Annotated in this window: 17 protein-coding genes; 8 read left to right on the forward strand and 9 right to left on the reverse strand. The window is 73.8% G+C overall.

The annotated features are described in order from the left end of the window. Positions 1-134: 134 nt before the first annotated feature. The 6 genes from ACFYU9_RS22375 to ACFYU9_RS22400 all read left to right on the forward strand — a co-directional run bounded on the left by ACFYU9_RS22375 (position 135) and on the right by ACFYU9_RS22400 (position 7959). The gene (locus ACFYU9_RS22375; protein ID WP_389345789.1) at positions 135-1775 is read left to right on the forward strand and encodes a protein kinase; all 1641 of its coding nucleotides are present in this window, start codon (positions 135-137) and stop codon (positions 1773-1775) included. A 122-nt stretch (positions 1776-1897) separates the two neighbouring features. Beyond that, on the forward strand, positions 1898-2701 hold the full coding sequence (locus tag ACFYU9_RS22380; RefSeq protein ID WP_389345790.1) for a hypothetical protein: 804 nt from the start codon (positions 1898-1900) through the stop codon (positions 2699-2701). A 107-nt stretch (positions 2702-2808) separates the two neighbouring features. Beyond that, positions 2809-3435 carry a PadR family transcriptional regulator gene (locus ACFYU9_RS22385; RefSeq protein ID WP_389345791.1) on the forward strand — a complete coding sequence of 209 codons (627 nt, stop codon included), beginning with the start codon at positions 2809-2811 and terminating at the stop codon, positions 3433-3435. A 258-nt stretch (positions 3436-3693) separates the two neighbouring features. Continuing rightward, positions 3694-4437, forward strand: coding sequence for an ABC transporter ATP-binding protein (locus ACFYU9_RS22390; protein ID WP_389345792.1), 744 nt, complete (start codon positions 3694-3696; stop codon positions 4435-4437). Next, a complete protein-coding gene (locus ACFYU9_RS22395; protein WP_389345793.1) occupies positions 4434-7316 on the forward strand; it encodes an FtsX-like permease family protein in 2883 nt (960 codons plus the stop codon). Before ACFYU9_RS22390 ends, ACFYU9_RS22395 begins: the two co-directional genes overlap by 4 nt. An 88-nt stretch (positions 7317-7404) precedes the next feature. Further along, positions 7405-7959, forward strand: coding sequence for a bacterial proteasome activator family protein (locus ACFYU9_RS22400; RefSeq protein ID WP_389210886.1), 555 nt, complete (start codon positions 7405-7407; stop codon positions 7957-7959). Positions 7960-8037: 78 nt separating this feature from the next. Here the strand turns inward: ACFYU9_RS22400 and ACFYU9_RS22405 are convergent, their stop codons facing one another. From ACFYU9_RS22405 to pdhA, 7 genes are all read right to left on the reverse strand, one after another. Then, positions 8038-9024: an NAD(P)H-quinone oxidoreductase gene (locus ACFYU9_RS22405; protein WP_389210883.1), complete on the reverse strand. Its 987-nt coding sequence runs from the start codon at positions 9022-9024 to the stop codon at positions 8038-8040. A gap of 38 nt (positions 9025-9062) precedes the next feature. After that, complete coding sequence (locus tag ACFYU9_RS22410; protein ID WP_389345794.1) at positions 9063-10148, reverse strand: potassium channel family protein; 1086 nt, start codon at positions 10146-10148, stop codon at positions 9063-9065. Next, positions 10145-11728, reverse strand: coding sequence for a molybdopterin molybdotransferase MoeA (locus ACFYU9_RS22415; RefSeq protein ID WP_389345912.1), 1584 nt, complete (start codon positions 11726-11728; stop codon positions 10145-10147). The genes ACFYU9_RS22410 and ACFYU9_RS22415 overlap by 4 nt, the downstream gene beginning before the upstream one ends. Positions 11729-11730: 2 nt before the next feature. After that, positions 11731-12630: an NTP transferase domain-containing protein gene (locus ACFYU9_RS22420; RefSeq protein ID WP_389210877.1), complete on the reverse strand. Its 900-nt coding sequence runs from the start codon at positions 12628-12630 to the stop codon at positions 11731-11733. A 246-nt stretch (positions 12631-12876) separates the two neighbouring features. Then, positions 12877-14274, reverse strand: a complete 1398-nt coding sequence (locus ACFYU9_RS22425; protein WP_389345795.1) for a dihydrolipoamide acetyltransferase family protein — start codon at positions 14272-14274, stop codon at positions 12877-12879. Continuing rightward, a complete protein-coding gene (locus tag ACFYU9_RS22430) occupies positions 14274-15302 on the reverse strand; it encodes an alpha-ketoacid dehydrogenase subunit beta (RefSeq protein WP_389345796.1) in 1029 nt (342 codons plus the stop codon). The genes ACFYU9_RS22425 and ACFYU9_RS22430 overlap by 1 nt, the downstream gene beginning before the upstream one ends. Beyond that, the gene (pdhA, locus tag ACFYU9_RS22435; RefSeq protein ID WP_389210871.1) at positions 15299-16462 is read right to left on the reverse strand and encodes a pyruvate dehydrogenase (acetyl-transferring) E1 component subunit alpha; all 1164 of its coding nucleotides are present in this window, start codon (positions 16460-16462) and stop codon (positions 15299-15301) included. The genes ACFYU9_RS22430 and pdhA overlap by 4 nt, the downstream gene beginning before the upstream one ends. Positions 16463-16655: 193 nt before the next feature. Here pdhA and ACFYU9_RS22440 point away from each other — a divergent pair, with 193 nt between their 5' ends. After that, on the forward strand, positions 16656-17258 hold the full coding sequence (locus ACFYU9_RS22440) for an Lrp/AsnC family transcriptional regulator (RefSeq protein ID WP_389210869.1): 603 nt from the start codon (positions 16656-16658) through the stop codon (positions 17256-17258). An 86-nt stretch (positions 17259-17344) separates the two neighbouring features. Here the strand turns inward: ACFYU9_RS22440 and ACFYU9_RS22445 are convergent, their stop codons facing one another. Continuing rightward, complete coding sequence (locus tag ACFYU9_RS22445) at positions 17345-17938, reverse strand: TetR/AcrR family transcriptional regulator (protein ID WP_389210867.1); 594 nt, start codon at positions 17936-17938, stop codon at positions 17345-17347. Beyond that, entirely contained in the window at positions 17935-19521 is a 1587-nt protein-coding gene (locus ACFYU9_RS22450; RefSeq protein ID WP_389210865.1) for a 3-hydroxyacyl-CoA dehydrogenase, read from the reverse strand. The genes ACFYU9_RS22445 and ACFYU9_RS22450 overlap by 4 nt, the downstream gene beginning before the upstream one ends. A 124-nt stretch (positions 19522-19645) precedes the next feature. Here ACFYU9_RS22450 and paaN point away from each other — a divergent pair, with 124 nt between their 5' ends. Then, a complete protein-coding gene (gene paaN / locus ACFYU9_RS22455) occupies positions 19646-21343 on the forward strand; it encodes a phenylacetic acid degradation protein PaaN (RefSeq protein WP_389210864.1) in 1698 nt (565 codons plus the stop codon). The last annotated feature ends 16 nt before the right edge of the window (positions 21344-21359 follow it).

Here is a 21359-nt window from a genome sequence, read left to right on the forward strand (position 1 = left end):
GGTGCCCGTCGCTGTGCGGAGGGTCACGGAACGGGCACCGAACCGGTGCGCGGCTTGACGTGTCACTGCCCTCGGGCAGACTTGGCCGAGAAATTCCGATCATTGCCGCCGCGCGCGCGTAGGGGGAAGCACAGATGAGCCAGGACGGCGCACAGGGCCGCTATGCCGGCGGTTCGGTCGCGGGTGGCCGCTACCAACTGCGTGACCTGCTCGGTGAGGGCGGCATGGCGTCGGTGTACCTGGCGTACGACAGCGCCCTCGACCGCCAGGTCGCGATCAAGACGCTTCACACCGAGCTCGGGCGCGAACAGTCCTTCCGCGAACGGTTCCGGCGTGAGGCGCAGGCTGTTGCCAAGTTGTCGCACACCAACATCGTCTCGGTCTTCGACACCGGCGAGGACACCCTCGACGGCGCCGTGATGCCGTACATCGTCATGGAGTACGTGGAGGGCCAGCCGCTCGGCTCGGTGCTCGCCGCGGACGTGCAGGGCTACGGCGCGATGCCCGCCGACAAGGCGCTGAAGGTGACCGCCGACGTGCTCGCGGCCCTCGAGGTCAGCCACGAGATGGGCCTGGTCCACCGCGACATCAAGCCCGGCAACGTGATGATGACCAAGCGCGGCGTCGTCAAGGTCATGGACTTCGGCATCGCCCGCGCCATGCAGTCCGGCGTCACCTCCATGACCCAGACCGGCATGGTCGTCGGCACCCCGCAGTACCTCTCCCCCGAGCAGGCCCTGGGCCGCGCCGTCGACGCCCGCTCCGACCTCTACTCGGTCGGCATCATGCTCTTCCAGCTGCTCACCGGCCGGCTGCCCTTCGACGCGGACTCGCCGCTGGCCATCGCCTACGCGCACGTCCAGGAGGAGCCGGTCGCGCCCTCCTCCGTCAACCGCTCGGTGACGCCGGCGATGGACGCGCTCGTCGCCCGCGCGCTGAAGAAGAACCCGAACGAGCGCTTCCCGAGCGCCGCCGTCATGCGCGACGAGTGCCTGCGGGTGCTCTCCGCCGGGCAGACCGGCGCGCCGGTGATCGTCGCGGGCGGCCCGGTGCAGAGCGGTGCGGGCGTCGGCTCGGCGGTCTTCCCGCCGGTCGGCCAGACCCCGCCGCCGGCCACGCACGGCGTGCAGAGCCCGTACCAGGCGCCGATGCCCACCCCGCAGCCCGGCCCGTACGGCGTGCCGACGCCGGCGCCCGCGCCCTCGTACGGCTATCCGCAGCAGGCCCCGGCCTACCAGACCCCGCCCCCGGCCTTCCAGACGCAGGCCCCCGCGCCCACGCCCGGGCCGTACACCGTGCAGCAGCCGGCGCCGGTGAGCGGCGGCGGCGGGCAGAACGGCATGAACAAGATCCTGATCGGCGCGATCGGCCTCCTGGCCGTCGTCGGCGTGATCGTGGGCATCACGGTCATGAACCGGAACTCGGACGACAACGCGGGCGGCGGCGGCGACCCGAGCCAGAGCGCCAGCAGCGCGCCCGGCCACAAGGGTCCGGACCTCACCAAGACCATCGATACCAAGAAGTGCACGGAGCCGAGCGAGTCGGACTCCGACCCGAACAAGTTCGAGGTCCCGGACTTCACCTACAAGAACATCCAGTCGGTGAAGGACTGCATCCAGGCCGCGGGCTGGAAGGTCAAGGCCGAGTCGTCGGTCGACGAGGCGACGTACGGGCAGGGCACCGTCATCACCCAGTATCCGCGCCAGGGCACGGAGATCGCCAAGGACGACGCCGAGTTCACCTTCCAGGTGTCGACGGGCAACCCGCAGCAGTAGCCCCGGGCTCCCCGGGGCTCCCCGGGCGGACCATCCCGGGTGCCGGGTCCGTCCCGCCATGTGACGCTGAGTCGAACGACTCGGCGGCTCGGTACGGGCTCGGTACGGGAGGGGGTCACCCGGTGGCTCCAGAACTCCGCGCGACGAGGACACGGGTGCTCGCACCCGTCCTCGCCTGCTGTTTCACGGCGTGGGCGCCCTGCGCGGCCGCTGCGGCGGCCCCGGCGGCAGTCCCGGCGCCGGCCACGGCGGCGTACGGCGCCGCGGCCACGCCCGCGGTCTCGGCACCGGCCTCCGCGGCCCCCTCGGCGCCGTCGGCCACGGCGCCGGCCGCCACCCGCGCCCCGCGACCGCCCTCGCCCACCGGCGTCTCCGCCCGGCCCTCCGCGACCGTCTCCCCCGCGCCCGCACCGAGCGGTTCCGGCGCCGGGAGTACGGGCTCCGGCCGGCCCGGTCCGCCGGACCCGCCCGATCCGGACGAGCCGTCCGAGCCGGCCGAGCCGTCCGATTCCGCGAAGCCCGCCGATTCCGCGGATCCCGCCGAACCCTCCGAGCCGCCCGCGCCCAACGGGACCGCCTCGCTCGCCGGGCGCCCGGCGGGGGAGGGCCGGGAACATCCCGGGCGGCCCGCCGCCGCGCCCGAGTCGCCCACGCCGACGGATCCGGCGCCCCCCGCTCGTACCAAAACGGCAACAGAGGAGGAGCCCGCCGCGGAGTCCGAGGACACCGCCGAGGCCGTCCCCGAGCCGGACGTCCCGGCCGCGCGGACCACGCCCGCGGCCGACCCGGCACCCGCGGCGCGGATCGGCGCCGAGGCCGCCGCGTCCCTCTCCGACCGGCGGATTCCCGTGCTCACGCTGGGCGTCGGGCTCGCCCTGGTGGGGCTCGGGATCGGCTTCCTGGGGCTGCGGATGCGCCGCCGCTGACGGCTCCGCCAGGGACCCGAACCGGCCCGGGTCCCCCTTGAGTCGGACCCGGCGCATCCGTCTCAGGGCGCTTGGCAGCGACGACATACTCGGTATACATACTGAGTATGTCGATCCGCCACGGGCTCCTCGCCCTCCTCGAATACGGCCCGCGTTACGGCTCCCAGCTCCGCACGGAGTTCGAGTCCCGCACCGGCTCCACCTGGCCGTTGAACGTGGGCCAGGTCTACACGACGCTCAGCCGGCTCGAACGGGACGGCATGGTCGTGCAGGACGGCGAGGACGAGGCAGGGCACGCGCTCTACGCGATCACCGACGACGGACGCGCCGAGCTGCACACCTGGTTCGAGCGGCCCGTGGACCGGACCAGCCCGGCCCGTGACGAGCTGTCCATCAAGCTCGCCATGGCCGTCGGCGCACCCGGGGTCGACATCCGCGACGTCATCCAGTCCCAGCGCCGGCACACGGTGCAGGCCATGCAGGACTACACCCGGCTCAAGGCGCAGGCCATCAGCGCCGTCGAGAAGAACGGGGCCCGGGCCCGCGACGACGTCGCCTGGCTGCTCGTCCTGGAGCAGCTGATCTTCCAGACCGAGGCGGAGGCGCGCTGGCTCGACCACTGCGAGTCCCGGCTGATCCGCCTCTCGGCCGCCGCGGCCGCGACACCGGAGGCGACACCGTCACCGCCGGCTCCACAGACCCGGCCCCGCACCGGCTCCGCCACCCGGCGCTGAGCCACCCGCACCTTCGGCTCCCCGGCCGCACCTCGCCGCGGAGCGGTACCCGAGCGGCCCGTCCCAGGGCTGTACCTCGTCGCACAGCGGTACCACGTCCCAGAGCGGTACCTCGTCCCAGAGCAGTACCTCGTCCCAGACGAGTCCAGAACAGACCCAGACCAGACCAGACCAGACCAGACCCAGACCGTACGCCCGGCTCCGCCAACGGCCGCCCGTCACGCGGCCGTCCGAGGCGTACCCCGAGGGGGATCTCCCATGTCCGTACAGCAACAGCCACAGCCCGTGCTGCGCCTGCAGAACCTGACCCGCGTGCACGGTTCCGGCGCCACCGAGGTACACGCCCTGCGCGGCATCGACCTCGACGTCTACCCGGGTGAACTCGTCGCCGTCATGGGCCCGTCCGGCTCCGGCAAGTCCACCCTGCTGACCATCGCCGGCGGCCTGGACACCCCCACCTCGGGACAGGTGATCGTCGAGGACACCGACATCACCACCGCCGGCCGCAAGGAGCTCGCCGCACTGCGCCGCCGCAGCATCGGCTACGTCTTCCAGGACTACAACCTCATACCGGCGCTCACCGCCGCCGAGAACGTGGCCCTGCCCCGCGAGCTGGACGGCGTCTCCGCCCGCAAGGCGCGCACCGAGGCGCTCGCCGCCCTGGCGGAGATGGAACTCGGACATCTCGCCGACCGCTTCCCCGACGAGATGTCCGGCGGCCAGCAGCAGCGCGTGGCCATCGCCCGCGCCCTGGTCGGCGACCGCCGCCTCGTCCTCGCCGACGAGCCCACCGGCGCCCTCGACTCCGAGACCGGCGAGTCCGTGCTCGCCCTGCTGCGCTCCCGCTGCGACGCGGGTGCCGCCGGCATCCTCGTCACCCATGAGCCGCGCTTCGCCGCCTGGGCCGACCGCGTGGTGTTCCTGCGGGACGGCGCCGTCGTCGACCAGACCGTGCGCAGCGAGGCCGACTCGCTCCTGAGCGGCCGGGCGGGGCAGCGGTGACGAACCTGTTCCACTCCTGGCGGGCCGCGATCCGGATCGCCCGCCGTGACGCCTGGCGTTCCAAGGGCCGCAGCTTCCTCGTCCTCGCGATGATCGCGCTGCCGATCCTGGGCGTGAGCGCCTTCTCGCTGACGTTCCGCAGCGCCGAACTCACCCCCGGGCAGAAGCTGGAGCGCGACATCGGCGCCGCCGACGCCCGCTTCAGCGACGCCCTGACCGACGGCACGCCGATCGTGCAGGACCCGAAGGGCGACCAGAGCACCACGGTCGAGGACTACTCGAAGGGCGACAAGCCCTGGCCCGACGGCCCGACCGACGTCCGCAAGACCATCCCGGCCGGTGCGACGGTCCTCACCGACACCTCCGGCAGCGCCAAACTCACCACCGCCTACGGCCTGCTGACCACCGACGTCCGCGAACTGAAGGCCGCCGACCCGGTCGCCAAGGGCATCATGCGGCTGCGTGCGGGCCGCTTCCCGGAGAAGGCCGACGAGGTCGCCGTGACCACGAGCTTCCTGGAGTCCAGCGGACTGCGGCTCGGCTCCACGCTCTCCGCGCGCGGTTTCGACCGCTCGTACACGATCACCGGTGAGTACGAGCTGCCCAGCGACCTCAAGCAGGAGCAGATCAACGCCCTGCCGGGCGCCTTCCTGAAGCCGTACGGCGCGGCCGTCGAGAAGTCCGGTCTGCCGGCGCCCGGTTACTCCGGCTCGTTTCTGGTGCGGATGCCCGGGGCGGCCTCCGGTGGTTTCACGTGGAACATGGTCAAGGAGATCAACACCAAGGGCGTGCAGGTCGTTTCGCGTGCCGTGGTGCTGAACCCGCCGCCGGACGCCGAGGTGCCGCTCTACCAGCGCGAGGGCTGGGGCGCGTACGAGGAGAGCACGGCCGCCAAGGCCGCCGCGCTCGCCGCCGCCGGCACCGTCGTCGGTCTCGCGATGCTGGAGATCTGCCTGCTCGCCGGCCCCGCGTTCGCCGTCGGCGCCCGCCGCTCCCGCCGCCAGCTCGGCCTGGTCGGCGCCAACGGCGGTGCCCGCAGCCACATCCGGGCCATCGTGCTCAGCGGCGGACTGGTCATCGGCGTCGCCGCGGCCGTCGTCGGCACGGTCCTCGCGGTGATCCTGACCTTCGCGCTCCGGCCGTACCTGGAGGAGTACCTGGGCCAGCGCTTCGGCAGCTTCACCGTCCGGCCGCTCGAAATCCTCGCGATCGGCGCGCTGGCCGTCCTCACCGGACTGCTCTCGGCGATCGTCCCGGCGATCACCGCCTCCCGCGAGACCGTCCTGGCCTCCCTCACCGGCCGCCGTGGCGTGCGCAAGAGCAGCCGGGTGCTGCCCCTGCTCGGCCTCGCCGCGCTGCTGATCGGCGCCGTGATCGCCCTGTACGGCTCGGTCGTCACCGACTCGTTCATCATCGTCGCGGGCGGCTCCGCGATCGCCGAGCTGGGCGTGGTCGCCATGACCCCGGCCCTGGTGGGCCTCTTCGGCCGCACCGGCCGCTGGCTGCCGCTGTCGCCGCGGCTCGCGCTGCGCGACGCCGTGCGCAACCGGGGCCGTACGGCGCCCGCCGTCGCCGCCGTCCTGGCCGCCGTCGCCGGCACCGTCGCCGTCTCCACGTACGCGGCGAGCAACGACGCCCAGAACGAGGCCGGGTACCACCCCAGCCTGCCCTACGGCGCCGTGCGGGTGCTCACCGGCGAGGACGGCGGACGCGACGCGGCCGCGGCCCGGGACGCCGTGCTGCGCACGCTCCCCGTCGACCTGCGCGCCGACGTCTCCCGGATCTCCGTCGGCCGGACCGGCTGCTCCACCTGGGACGCCAGCAAGGGCTGCGGCCAGTACGAGATCGTCATCCCGGCCGCCAACCAGTGCCCGCTGTGGACGGCCTCCGCCGACGGCACCGACCCGGCGTCGAGGTTCACCAAGGAACAGCGGCACGCGCTCGCCAAGGACTGGCGCTGCGCCACGGGCGAGGACGGCGGCTCCGTCTCGACGCCGGGCTCCCTGCTGATCGCCGACGCCGCGCTGCTCAAGGTCCTCGGCATCACCGACCCGGGCGCCGTCCAGGCGCTCGCCGACGGGAAGTACGTCAGCTTCTCCCGGCCGCAGGTCGACAAGGCCGGCAAGGTCGGCGTCAAGCTGGTCACCGACTCAGAGGCCGCCCAGCGCGCCTCCGAGCAGAACAAGCCGACGCCGGGCGAGGTCAAGACCTTCACCGCCTACCAGGTGCCCGGCTCGCCGAAGACCTATGGCATGCAGGGCCTGCTCAGCCCCGCCGCCGCCAAGGCCGCCGGGATCACCACGGTCCCGCTCGGCACGTACTTCAGCACGGACCGGATGCCGAACGCGGAGCAGCGGCAGCGGCTCGACGCCGAGCTCGCCAAGCTCGGCGGCGGCGTCGACCTCACCGTCGAGCAGGGCTACGTCAGCAGGTACGACATCGTGCTGATCGCGCTGACGATCTTCGCGGGCCTGGTCACCATCGGTGCCGCCGGCATCGCCACCGGCCTCGCCCAGGCCGACGCCGAGGCCGACCTGAAGACGCTCGCCGCGGTCGGCGCCCCGCCCCGTGTGCGGCGCATCCTCAGCGGCTTCCAGTGCGGAGTGGTCGCGGCCATGGGCGTGCTGCTCGGCTCGGTCGCGGGCGTCCTGCCCGCGATGGGCCTGCGGCTCACCGACGAGCGCCAGCAGCTGGCGTACTACCAGGAGGCCCTGGACAACGGCTGGGGCGGCGTGACCGACGGCCCGCCGGAGGTGCCGATCGTGGTGCCCTGGCAGACGCTCGCCGCGCTCCTGGTGTTCGTACCGCTCGGCGCCGCGCTCCTCGCGGCCCTGGTGACCCGCTCCCGCGGGGCGCTGGCCCGCCGCGCCGCGCACTGAGACACATGTCCTGTCCCCGGAGGAGGGTGGATCACCCTCCTCCGGGGGCACACCGTGTGATGAGGCGTGTGTGCGAGAGAATGGCGGCATGGATATGCCGAGGAATGACAGGTCGCAGGAGAGCAGCCCCAAGGTCCTCGTGGTGGGCCAGGACGGGATGGCACTCGGCGGCACTCAGGGTGACGACGAACCCCGCGAGGTCCCGGTGACGGAAATGGTGGAGCAGCCCGCGAAGGTCATGCGCATCGGCAGCATGATCAAGCAGCTGCTGGAAGAGGTCAGGGCGGCACCTCTCGACGAGGCCAGCCGCGTTCGGCTCAAGGAGATCCACGCCAGCTCGGTGAAGGAGCTGGAGGACGGGCTCGCCCCGGAACTGGTCGAGGAACTGGAGCGGCTCTCCCTGCCGTTCACCGACGAGGCCATCCCCTCGGAGTCGGAACTGCGCATCGCGCAGGCCCAGTTGGTCGGCTGGCTCGAAGGACTCTTCCACGGCATCCAGACGGCGCTGTTCGCCCAGCAGATGGCGGCCCGCGCCCAGTTGGAGCAGATGCGCCGGGCGCTGCCGCCGGGCGCGTCGCACGACGATGACGACGACCACGGCCCGCACCACGGCCGGGCGGTCGGCTCGGGCCCGTATCTGTAGACAGGGCCAGTGAGTTGAGGGGCCCGCCGGCCGCGGTGTGTACGCCGCGGCCGACGGGCCCTCGTCATGCCCGCCTCACTACGCCGTGGGCGCGACGAGCAGCACCTTGCCGACGTGGCTGCTCGCCTCGACGGCGCGGTGGCCCTCGACGGCGTCCGCCATCGGCACCGTGCGGTCCACGACCGGGGTGACCGTGCCGGCCTCGACCAGCGGCCAGACGTGCTCGCGGACGGCGGCCACCACCGCCGCCTTCTCGCTCAGCGGGCGGGAGCGCAGGGTCGTCGCCAGGACCGCGCCACGCTTGGCCATCAGGGCGCCCAGGTTCAACTCGCCCTTGACGCCGCCCTGGAGACCGATCACGACCAGCCGGCCGTTGACCGCGAGGGCCTTGATGTTCCGGTCCAGGTACTTGGCACCGACGATGTCCAGGATGACGTCCGCCCCGGCCCCGTCCGTCGCCTTGTGGAGCTCCTCGACGAAGTCCTGCTCGCGGTAGTCGATGAGGATGTCCGCGCCGAGCTCGGCGCAGCGGGCCAGCTTCTCGGCGCTGCCGGCGGTCACCGCGACCCGGGCGCCGACCGCCTTGGCCAGCTGGATCGCCATCGTGCCGATGCCGCTCGCGCCGCCGTGCACGAGCAGCGTCTCGCCGGGCCGCAGGTGGGCCAGCATGAAGACGTTCGACCAGACGGTGCAGGCCACCTCGGGCAGCGCGGCGGCCGTCACCAGGTCCACGCCCTGCGGGCGGGGCAGCAGCTGCCCCGCCGGCACGGCGACCTTCTCCGCATAACCGCCGCCGACGAGCAGCGCGCACACCTCGTCGCCGACGGACCAGCCCGAAACGCCGGGGCCGAGCGCGGCGATCCGCCCGGAGCATTCGAGCCCCGGGTAGCGGGAGCTGCCCGGCGGCGGGTCGTAGAAGCCCTGGCGCTGGAGCAGATCGGCACGGTTGACGGCGCTCGCCACCACCTCGACGAGGACCTCGCCCTCGGCGGGGACGGGGTCGGGCACCTCGGCCCAGACCAGCGCCTCGGGCCCGCCGGGTTCCGGAATCGTGATCGCATGCATGGCGGCGAGGCTACTCCCGCGGCAGCCGCCGGCCGCGTTCAGTCCTCGTCGGGGGTGGTCAGCGGCGTGACGGGCGTGGCGCGCACGATGGTGATGACCCGGTCGGTGAGCTGGAGCGGGCTCGCGGCGGGGTCGTCGTAGCCGAGCAGCCGGTGGCCGCGCAGCACGCTCACCACCAGGTCCTTCGTCTCGCGCACGCTCCTGCCCGCCTCGGCCTTGGTCACCGGCCTTTCCACGAGATCGAGTCCCGAGCCCTGCTGGATGAGGTCCTCCATCACGGTGCCCGCGCTGGGGCTGAGGACGGAGAGCCCGAGCAGCCGGCCGGCGGCGCTGGCGCTGGTGATCACGGCGTCGGCGCCGGACTGGCGCAGCAGCGGCGCGTTCTCCTCCTCGCGGACGGCGGCCACGATCTTCGCGCCCTTGTTGAGCTGGCGGGCCGTCAGCGTGACCAGCACGGCGGTGTCGTCGCGCTGGGTGGCGACGATGATCTGACGGGCCTTCTGCACCTCGGCGCGCAGCAGCACATCGGTGCGCGTCGCGTCACCGACCACGCCGACGAACCCGTCGGCGTTGGCCGCGTCGATGACCTTCGTCGCCGGATCGACGATGACGATCTGGTCCTTGCGCAGCCCGGTCGCGCACAGCGTCTGGATCGCCGAGCGCCCCTTGGTGCCGAAGCCGACGATGACGGTGTGGTCGCGCAAGGTTGCCCTCCAGCGGTTCCGCCGGAACTCCTCCCGGGTCCGTTCCGTCAGGACCTCGAGAGTGGTTCCGACCAGGATGATCAGAAACAGCACGCGCAGCGGCGTGACCAGCAGGATGTTCGCGAGCCGCGCCGAGTCGCTGTACGGGACGATGTCACCGTAGCCCGTGGTGGAGAGCGTGACGGTCGCGTAGTAGACGCTGTCGAGGAAGTCGACCGTCTCGTCGGCGTTGTCGTGGTAGCCGGCCCGGTCGAGATAGACGATGAGGACGGTCGCGAGCAGCACGCCGAGCGCCATCAGCAGGCGTTTGGCGACCTGTTGCAGCGGCTTCTCGACCACCCGACGGGGCAGTCGGACGCGGGCGCCCGCCACCCGCTCGTCGGCCTGGCGGGCCATCGCGTCACGCATGGGAAGTTTCACGTGAAACACCCTCCGTCGGGGGCCGCGTCGGCGACGGTGGCCGGCCAGGGCAGATCGAGGACGTCGAGCGACTGCCCGGGCCGGGCCCCGCCGGGCGGGATCACGGCCACGCCGTCGGCGGTGGCGATGCCCCGGAGCATCGCGGGCCCGTTGTAGCGCAGCGGCACGGCCTCGGCACCGCGCACCAGGACGGGGACGAGTCGGGTGTCGTACGGATGGCCGTGCACCTCCTCGCGCACGACCGCCCGGTACGGATCCTGGGCCGGCCGCCCGGCCAGGGTGCGCAGCAGCGGCTCGGCCAGCGTGAGGAGCCCGGAGACGGCGGCGAGCGGATTGCCGGGCAGCCCGACGAGAGGGCGGCCGTCCGCGAGCCGGGCCAGCAGCATGGGATGCCCGGGGCGGACCTTCACACCGTCGACGAGCAGGGTGGCGCCCGCCTTCGCCAGCACCGGATGAACGTGGTCGACCGGCCCGGCCGCGGTGCCGCCGGTGGTGACGACCACGTCGGCGGCGGAGCCCGTGACCGCCGCGTACAGCGCCTCGGCGTCGTCGCCGATCCGCCGGGTCCCGACGACCTCGACCCCGAGCGCCCGCAGCCACGGCGCGAGCAGCGGCCCGAGCGCGTCCCGGATCAGCCCCTCGTGCGGAAGCCCGGCGGCCAGCAGCTCGTCCCCGAGCACGAGCACCTCGACCCGCGGCCGCGGGTGCACGGTCAACGCGTCGTACCCGGCCGCGGCGGCGAGCCCGAGCACGGCCGGGGTCACGGTGCTCCCGGCGGGCAGCAACCGGTCGCCCCTGCGGCACTCCTGACCACGCGGCCGGATGTCCTGACCGGGAACGACGTCGCGCAGGGCGTGAAGGCGGCCGGGGGTGGGGGCGTTGGTGTCGTGCGCGCCGTTGGTGCTCTGGGTTCTCTTCGTGCTCTCGGTGCTCTTGGTGCTCTCGGTGCTCTTGCTGCTCTTGGTGCTCTCGGTGCGCGCGTGTTCGCTGCGGACCACGGCGGTGGCCCCGGCCGGCACCCGGCCGCCGGTCGCGATCCGCACGGCGTCACCGTCGGCGAGGGCCCCGGCGGGGGCGTGCCCGGCGAGAACGGCGTTCTCGGACTCGATCCGCCAGGGACCGGGCCCGGCGACCGCCCAGCCGTCCATGGCCGAGGTGTCGAACGGCGGCAGATCGGTGAGCGCCTCAAGCGCCCCCGCGAGCACCCGCCCGAGCGCCTCGTCCAGCGGCACGGCCTCGCCCCGCCGCCCACCCGCCGCCTCGGCCCCGGCCCGCGCGGCAATGGCCCGGGCCTCGGGCCACGGGGTGGCCCGGTGACGCCCGGCGGGGGCGGGAGGGTCCTGTGGGGCCGGGGAGGCCGTGCGGGCCGAGGGAGCCGCCTGAGGTCGCCCGACGAGCGCGAGGGCGTCGTCGACACCGTCGTCGGACGTGGGGGCGGCGGGGGCGGATCCCTCCGTGCCGGGCGGGTGGAGGTCAGAGCTCCGCGCACCGGCCGTCTCGGCGCCGGGGGGCTCCGCGCCGGGCGTCTCGGCGCCGTCGGGTGCGCCGTCGGGTGCGCGGTCGGATGCGCGGTCGGTCATGGTCATCCGGCCTCGTCCTGTTCGGCTGCCCACCGCTGGGCGAGCGCGGCCGCCTTGCGCGCGGCCTCCGCGACGGCCTCCGGGCCGCCCTTGCCGCCGGCCGCCTGGGCCGCCGCGTACCCGACCAGGAACGTGGTCAGCGGCGCGGCGGGCCGCGCGACGCCGTGCGCGGCGTCGCGCGCCAGGTCGAGCAGCACGTTCGTGTCGACGTCCAGGTCGATGCCCAGCTCGTCCTTGACCGCGGTGATCCATTCGTTCAGCACGTGCCCATGCTCCCTGATCCGCGCTCGGGCCGCGGCGATGTCCTCCCAGGTGTCGCAGTCGAAGGCCGCTCCCAGAGCGTCGCCCGATCCGTCGGCGGCCACACGGGTCACCGTCAGACCGCCTGTGACCAGGCGCAACGGCAGTCCGGTCAGCGTGCCGCGCTCGGCGGCGAGAGCGCCGAGGACCCGCCGCAGCGGCCCGGCCCGGTAGACGGCGACGAGCGGCTGCTCCCGCCCGTCGGCGTCGACGGTGACCGCCGCGTCGGCGCCGGGCTCCGCGTCGAGCGCGGCCACCAGCCGCCGGGCGGTGTCGGGCGCGAAGAAGGGAAGGTCGGCGGAGAGGAGGAGGACGAGCGGCGCGCCCGGTTCTTCCGGGGCGGCCGGGTCGGCGAGGCGGCGCAGGCCCGCGTCGAGCGCGGCGACGGGGCCGCCGCCGGGCGGGTCCTCGCGGGCCCATGCGACGGGGCGGGCGGTGGCCCGGGGCGCGGCGACGACCACGGTGCGGCCGGCGTCGCGGCAGCCCGAGAGGACCCGGTCGAGCAGGGGGCGTCCCCCGACCCGTACGCCGGGCTTGTCGGCCCCGCCGAGCCGCCGGGCCGAGCCTCCCGCGAGCACGATGGCGTCGTAAGCGATCGTCATCCCAGCAGTATGGTCCGGCACCGCCCGGGCGCGGCCGGGCGGTGCCGCGGAGCGAAACAACCGGGCGGTACGACGGTCCGGGGCCCGGCGTGGGGTTGGGCCCCGGACAAGGCCGCCGGGAGCCGGCGGGGCCCCTTGCCCCGGCCGGCTTCCGCCCCGGCGGAGTCGGTGCGGGACCGCGTTCGTGCGGTCCCGCGGCCGTACCGTCGTGCGGTCATGCCGTCGTGCGGTCGTACCGTCCCGCGGTCAGAGCGTGCGCAGCAGCACCGCGGGGTTCTCGACGCAGTCCGCGACATAGCGCAGGAAGCCGCCGGCCGTCCCGCCGTCGCAGACCCGGTGGTCGAAGGTGAGCGACAGCTGCACCACCTGGCGCACCGCCAGCTCGCCCTGGTGCACCCATGGCTTGGGCACGATCCGGCCGACGCCGAGCATGGCCGCCTCGGGGTGGTTGATGATCGGCGTGGAGCCGTCGACCCCGAACACCCCGTAGTTGTTCAGCGTGAACGTGCCGCCGGTCAGGTCCGCCGGGGTCAGCGAACCCGCCCGCGCGACCTCGGTCAGCCGGGCGAACTCGGCGCTCAGCGACTCGGCCGTGCGGCCGTCGGCGCCCTTGACCACGGGGACGACCAGACCGCGCTCGGTCTGGGCCGCGAACCCGAGGTGCACGGACGGCAGCCGGACGATCTCCCGCGCGGCCGTGTCGACCGTCGAGTTGAGCTCCGGGAAGCGGGACAGGGCGTGCACACAGATCCGGGCGAGCAGCGCGAGGACGGAGATCTTCGGCCCGCCCGCCGCGTTCATCGCCGCCCGCGCGGCCATGAGTTCGGTCGCGTCGGCGTCCACCCAGCAGGTCGCGTCGGGGATCTCCGTACGGCTCCGCGAGAGCTTGTCGGCGACCGCGCCGCGCACTCCGCGCAGCGGGACCCTCCCCTGGCCTTCGGCCGGGGGTACCCCCATCCCGCTTCGCCCGCCCGCGGCGGCCACGGCGACGGGCGCCGGTGCCGGGGCGGCGGCCGGGGCGGCCGGGGCCTCGGCGGCCCGGTCCCGTACGGCGAGCGCGCTCTCGACGTCGGCCCGCAGGATCAGCCCCTCGGGCCCCGAGCCGCGCACCTCGCGCAGGTCGAGCCCGCGGTCCCGGGCGAGCTTGCGCACCAGCGGCGAGATGACGGCCACCGGCCCGGGCGGCGCGGCGACCGGCTCCTGGGCCGGGACCACCGGAGCGGCCACGACGGCGGCGGCGGACACGGGCGTCTCGCGGCGGACCCGGCGGCGCCGGGCGGCGGGCCCGGTGGTGCCGTATCCGACGAGGACGTTCCCCGAGTACTCGGAGGACTCGGCGTCCGACGCGGCCGGCGCCTTCTGCGCCTCGGGCGCCGGCGCGGCGGCCTGCTCCGGGCTGCCGCCGACGGCGACCGTCAGGAGCGGGGCGCCGACGGGCAGTTCGGTCCCCTCGTCGCCGAAGCGGGCGGTGACCACGCCCCCGTACGGGCAGGGCACCTCCACCATCGCCTTGGCCGTCTCGACCTCGACGACCGGCTGGTCGATGGCGACGACGTCGCCGACGTCGACGAGCCAGCGCACGATCTCGGCCTCGGTGAGGCCCTCGCCGAGGTCGGGCAGCTTGAATTCGAGCACCTGGGCCATCAGCTCCCCGCCTCCCACTGGAGCCGCGCGACCGCGTCCAGGATCCGGTCGACGCCCGGCAGGTGGTGGCGCTCCAGCATCGGCGGCGGGTACGGGATGTCGAATCCCGCGACCCGCAGCACCGGCGCCTCCAGGTGGTGGAAGCAGCGCTCGGTGACCCGGGCGGCGATCTCCGCGCCCGGCCCGGCGAAGCCGGTCGACTCGTGGACGACGACGGCCCGGCCGGTGCGCCGCACGGACGCGCAGACGGTCTCCTCGTCGAAGGGCACGAGCGAGCGCAGGTCGACGACCTCCAGGTCCCAGCCCTCGGCCGTGGCCGCCTCGGCGGCCTCCAGGCACACCGGCAGGGAGGGGCCGTAGGTGATGAGGGTGGCGCTGGTGCCGGGGCGGCGGACGACGGCCTTGCCGATCGGCTCGACGGCGGGCGGCGCCTCGGGCGACCAGTCGGCCTTCGACCAGTAGAGCCGCTTGGGCTCCAGGAAGACCACCGGGTCGTCGGAGGCGATGGCGGCCCGCAGCAGCCCGTAGGCGTCCTCGACGGTCGCCGGGGTGACGACGTGCAGGCCGGGGGTGGCCATGTAGTAGATCTCGGAGGAGTCGCTGTGGTGCTCGACGCCGCCGATCCCGCCGCCGTACGGCACGCGGACCACGAGCGGCATCGGCATCGTGCCGCGGGTGCGGTTGCGCATCCGCGAGACGTGGCTGATGAGCTGCTCGAACGCCGGGTAGGCGAAGGCGTCGAACTGCATCTCGACGACCGGCCGGAGCCCGTACATCGCCATGCCGACGGCCGCGCCGAGGATGCCCGCCTCGGCCAGCGGCGTGTCGGTGCAGCGGTCCTCGCCGAACTCCTTCGCGAGCCCGTCGGTGACGCGGAAGACGCCGCCGAGCGTGCCGACGTCCTCGCCCATCACATGGACGGTGGGGTCCTCGGCCATGGCGTCCCGCATGGCCCGCTGGAGGGCCTGCGCCATGGTCGCGGGCTTGGCCGCCTTCGCGGCCCGCCGTGCTGTCGCCTGGGTGGTCATCCCGCCTCGCTCTCGGCGTCGAGCTCAGCCCGCAGCTGTGCCGCCTGGTCGCGCAGCTGCGCGGTCTTCTCGGCGTACACGTGGGCGAACAGGTCCATCGGGTCGAGCACGGGGTCCGCGTTCATCCGCTCGCGCAGCCGTGCCGCCATCTCCTCGGCGTCCTCGGCCGCGGCGCGCCGGGCGTCGTCGTCGAGCAGTCCGCGCTCGGTCAGCTCGCGCTCCAGGATCACGATCGGGTCGTGCGCCTTCCACGCCTCGACCTCGGCGTCACCGCGGTAGCGGGTGGCGTCGTCGGCGTTGGTGTGGGCGTCGATCCGGTAGGTCACGGCCTCGACGAGCGTGGGCCCGCCGCCGCGCCGGGCGCGGGCGACGGCCTCGGTGAGGACCTGGTGGACGGCGACGGCGTCGTTGCCGTCGACGAGCCGGCCCGGCATCCCGTATCCCACGGCCTTGTGGGCGAGGGAGGGGGCGGCGGTCTGCTTGGCGAGCGGCACGGAGATCGCGAAGCCGTTGTTCTGCACGAGGAAGACCACCGGGGCCTGCCAGACCGCGGCGAAGTTCAGCGCCTCGTGGAAGTCGCCCTCGCTGGTGCCGCCGTCGCCGACCATGGCGAGCGCCACCACGTCGTCGCCCTTGAGCCGGGCGGCGTGCGCCAGGCCCACGGCGTGCGGGAGCTGGGTGGCGAGGGGCGTGGACAGCGGGGCTATGCGGTGCTCGTGCGGGTCGTAGCCGGTGTGCCAGTCGCCGCGCAGCAGGGTCAGGGCCTGCACGGGGTCGAGTCCGCGGGCGACGGCCGCGAGGGTGTCGCGGTACGAGGGGAAGAGCCAGTCCCGCTCCTCCAGGGCCAGCGCGGCGGCGACCTCGCTGGCCTCCTGTCCGGTCGTGGACGGGTAGACCGCGAGCCGGCCCTGCTTGGTCAGGGCCGTGGCCTGCGCGTTGTACCGGCGGCCGCGGACCAGCTCGGCGTAGAGGCGGCGCAGCAGCGCGGGATCGGCGTCGGCCACCGCGTCCGTGCCGAGCACGCGCAGCGGCTCCGCGTCCGGCAGCAGCGGAGCGGGGTCGGTACGCGGCTGCCAGGCCGGGGGCGGGGTGGGCCGGTAGGCGCGGGAAGCACCGGGGGGCGCTTGGACTGTCGAACTGCGCTGTTGCAACGAGTCCACCTCCTCGTGGGAGCGGGCATAAGACCCGAAGGCGGGTGGCGCGAAATGTGGCGCGCCTCACCTACCGATTGTTCGGTCGTGGAGGCATTTTGGCTACAGGCGCCTCAAGCCTGTGGACAAACGGTTCTCCACAGCCTGGGATGGGTGCAGGTCGTCCACGATAGAGAGGCGGGGGGCTATGGCGGAAGAACAAATGGCCGACATCGAGGTACGCCCGGACGACGAGCGCCTGAACGCGCTCCCCGGCGGCGCCTTCCCGACGGGGCCGGCCGGCGGGCCGCAGACGTACCAGGGGACGACTTCCGGCCCTCCCGTCATGATCCCCCCGGGCACGCCGGCCCGCCCGCTGGACGCGATCGACCGGGACATCCTGCGGCTGCTCCAGGCCGACGGCCGCGCCTCGGTCCGCTCGGTCGCCGAACGGGTCCACGTCTCGCGCGCCAACGCCTACGCGCGGATCAACCGCCTCATCGAGGACGGGGTGATCCGCGGCTTCGGCGCCCGCGTCAACCACGAGCGCGCGGGGCACGGCGCCTCCGCCTACATCACCCTCAAGATCGTCCAGAACACCTGGCGGACCGTCCGCGAACAGCTCAGGGCCCTGCCGGGCGCCGCCCACATCGCCCTGGTCAGCGGCGACTTCGACGTCCTGCTGCTGGTCCACACCCCGGACAACCGCACCCTGCGCGAGCTGGTCCTCACCCGCCTCCAGTCGATCCCCGAGGTCCTGTCGACCCGCACGCTGCTGGTCTTCGAGGAGACGGACCTCGACCCGTGCACGGACCTGGGGGACTGAAACGCACGAGCCCGCCCGGGGACACCCGGGCGGGCTCGGACAGGTCGTACGGACGGGCTCCGGCGTAACAGGGGGCAGGACACCCCCTAGGGCGCCGTCCGCAGCCCGTCGAAGGCCATGTGGACGACCGTGTCCACCAGCTGCTCCCGCTCCGCGGGGGAGGCGTACTGCGGCTTGTACCACTCCACCAGTGAGTTGATCATGCCGAAGAGCAGTCGGGTGGCGAGGCGTATGTCCAGGTCGGCCCGCAGGTCGCCGTCGACGACGGCCGACTTCAGGAGATCGGCCACCCGGTGGTCGAACTCGCGGCGCCGCTCCATCGCCCACCGCTCGGTCTGGGTGTTGCCCCGCACGCGCAGCAGCAGCGTCACATACGGCAGCTCCTCGATGAGCACCTCGACGGTGCGCCGGGTCACGTACTCGACCCGCTCGATGGCCCGCCCGCGGCCCGCGGCCGGCTCGTCGAGGACCGCGAAGAGCCCGTCGAGCGCCCGGCTGACGGCGCGGTGCAGCAGCTCCTCCTTGCCGGCGACGTGGTGGTAGATCGACGACTTGGAGATCCCGGCCGCCTTGGACAGGTGCTCCATGGAGGTGCCGTCGTAGCCGCGCTCGTTGAAGACCTGGACGGCGACCGAGAGCAGTGTCTCGGGGGTGTACGTGTCGCGTCGCGCGGTGGTCATCGGCTCTCCTCCGCCTCTGCGGCTTCTTCCTCGGACGCCCGGCGCGCGAGCGCGAGCGAGGGCGCGTAACGGCCCGTGGGGTAGCGCTCGTGCAGGTTGCCGAGCAGGTCCCGCACGCGCGCGTGCCCGACCCGGGCGGCCCACTCCAGCGGACCCGCCGGGTAGTTGACCCCGAGCCGCATCGCGGTGTCCACGTCCTCGGCCGAGGCCACGCCCCGGTCCACGGCGTCGGCGGCGACGTCCGCCAGCATCGCGACCGTACGGGCCACGATCATGCCGGGCACGTCGCCGATGACCGACACCTGCTTGCCGAGCGCCTGGAACAGGCCGACGGCCTCGGCGAGGGCGTCCGGGTCGATGCCCCGCCGGGCCGACAGAACGATCCTGCTCGCCTTCTCGTAGTCGAGCGCGAGGTCGAAGGAGACGATCTCGTCCTGGTGGTACTCGAAGCCGGTCTCGCCGTCCGCGAGGAGCAGCCGGGCGCCACCGGGCAGCTCGACGGACCCCTCGCCCGGCTTGCGCCGCACCGCGATCCCGGCCCGCTCGAACAGGCCGACCAGCGGCTCGGCCGGCCCGAGGTCGCCCCGCACCGTGATCCGCGCCGGCGCCTCGGCCGGCGGCGCCGTGTGCGGCTCGGGGCGCTCGGCGCCCTCCGCGTACGCGAACCAGCCGTGCCCCGTCTTGCGGCCGAGGCGGCCGGACTCGACGAGCCGCCGCTGGGCGAGCGAGGGCGTGAACTTGGGGTCCTGGTAGAAGGACTCCCACACCGAGCGGGTCACGGCCTCGTTGACGTCCTGCCCGATGAGGTCGGTCAGCTCGAAGGGGCCCATCCTGAAGCCACCGCACTCGCGCAGCGCCGCGTCGATGGTGGCCGGGTCGGCGGCACCCTCCTCGAAGATCCGCAGCGCCTCCGCGTAGAAGGGGCGGGCCACCCGGTTGACGACGAAGCCGGGGGTGTCGGCGCAGCGCACCGGCGTCTTCCCCCAGTTCCTCATCGTCGCGTACGCGCGCGTGGCGGTGTCCGGGTCGGTGGCGAAGCCGCTGACGACCTCGACGAGCGGCAGCAGCGGCGCCGGGTTGAAGAAGTGCAGTCCGACGAAGCGGCCCGGCAGCCGGAGCCCTCCCGCGATGGCGGTGACGGAGAGGGAGGAGGTGTTGGTGGCGAGCACGGTGTCCGCGCCGACGACCTCCTCCAGGTCGGCGAAGAGCCGCTGCTTGACCGGGAGCTGTTCGACGATCGCCTCGACGACCAGGGCGGCGTCCGCGACGCCGGCGAGCTCGTCGGCCGCGCGCAGCCGGGCGACCGCCCCGTCCCGCTCGTCCTTGCCGAGCCGGCCCTTCTCGACCAGCCGGTCCAGGCGGCCCGCGACGGCCTTCACGGCCTCCGCGGCCCGGCCGGGGGCGCTGTCGTAGAGGCGTACGGGATGGCCGGCGACCAGGGCGACCTGGGCGATCCCCTGCCCCATGGTCCCGGTGCCGACGACGGCGACGACACCGTTCCGGTCGATGCCGGGCTCGATGGGGCGGGCTCCGTCGGCCGACACCGTGTCGCCGCTTCCCTGGACGGTCGTGCTGGCGCTCATAGGAGTGATCCTCCCCGATGGGTTTTCCACAGGATCGCCGGACCCCCTTGTCCCGACCGATCGTTCGGTTACTCTAACTCCGTACGCGTCTCCCTGCCCAGCTCGACGAGGAGTTGGTCCATCCATGGCCACCGCTCAGCTGACCACCGACGTTCTGGCCGAGAAGCACCGGTCGACACTCGACCAGGCGCTCGCCACGATCCGGACCCGCGCCTACTGGTCCCCGTACCCGGAGCACCCGAAGGCCTACGGGGAGAACGGCTCGCTGGACGCCGCCGCCGGCCTCGCGGCCTACGAGGACCTGCTGAACAAGCGCTTCGAGCTCGACCAGCCCGGCACCGACGGCTGGGTCCCCGGCGAGACCTCGCCGTACGGCCCCGCGCTCGGCGTCGAGTACCCGCACGCCGACCTCGACGTCCTCCTCCCGGCGATGCGCGCCGGCCTCGCCGCCTGGCGCGACGCCGGTCCCGAGACCCGCGCCCTGGTGAGCCTGGAGATCCTCGCCCGGATCTCCGCCCGCACCCACGAGTTCGCCCACGCCGTCATGCACACCAGCGGCCAGGCGTTCATGATGGCGTTCCAGGCCGGCGGCCCGCACGCCCAGGACCGCGGCCTGGAGGCCGTGGCGTACGCGTACGAGGAGCAGACCCGCACCCCGGCCGGCCGTACGGCCTGGTCCAAGCCGCAGGGCAAGCGCGACCCCCTGGAGCTCTCCAAGGAGTTCACCGCCGTCGGCCGCGGCATCGGCCTGGTCATCGGCTGCAACACCTTCCCGACCTGGAACGGGTACCCGGGCCTGTTCGCCTCCCTCGCCACCGGCAACGCGGTGCTGGTCAAGGCGCACCCGCGCGCGGTGCTGCCGCTGGCCCTCACGGTCCGCGTCGCCCGCGAGGTCCTCGCCGAGTCCGGCTTCGACCCCAACCTGGTGGCGCTGGCCGCCGAGCGTCCCGGCGAGGGCATCGCCAAGACGCTCGCCGTCCGCCCCGAGATCCGGATCATCGACTACACCGGCTCGACCGCCTTCGGCGACTGGCTGGAGGCCAACGCCCGCCAGGCGCAGGTGTACACAGAGAAGGCCGGCGTCAACACGGTCGTCGTCGACTCCACCGACGACTACAAGGGCATGCTCTCCAACCTGGCGTTCTCGCTGTCGCTGTACAGCGGCCAGATGTGCACCACCCCGCAGAACCTGCTGATCCCCCGCGACGGCATCACCACCGACCAGGGCCCCAAGTCCTACGACGAGGTCGTCGCCGACCTCGCCGCGTCGGTGGGCGGCCTGCTCGGCGACGACGCCCGCGCCAACGCGCTCCTCGGCGCCCTCGTCAACCCCGACGTCAAGGCCCGCCTGGAAGCCGCCGCCGGCCTCGGCGAGGTGGCGCTCGCCTCCCGCGAGATCGTCAACCCGGAGTTCCCGGACGCGGTCGTCCGTACGCCGGTCATCGTCAAGCTCGACGGCTCCAAGCCCGACGCGGAGGCCGCCTACTTCTCCGAGTGCTTCGGCCCGGTCTCCTTCGCCGTCTCGGTCGACTCCACGGCCGACGCGCTGGAGCTCCTGCGCCGCACGGTCCGCGAGAAGGGCGCCATGACCGTCGGCGCCTACACGACCTCGCCCGACACCGAGCGCGCCGTCGAGGAGGTCTGCCTGGACGAGTCCGCCCAGCTCTCCCTGAACCTCACCGGCGGTGTCTACGTCAACCAGACCGCCGCCTTCTCCGACTTCCACGGCTCCGGCGGCAACCCGGCGGCGAACGCCGCCCTGTGCGACGGCGCCTTCGTCTCCAACCGCTTCCGCGTGGTGGAGGTGCGCCGTCAGGTCTGACGCGAGCCGTCCGACC

Origin of the sequence: Streptomyces sp. NPDC004327, from assembly GCF_042873935.1 — a bacterium.
Classification (GTDB): domain Bacteria; phylum Actinomycetota; class Actinomycetes; order Streptomycetales; family Streptomycetaceae; genus Streptomyces.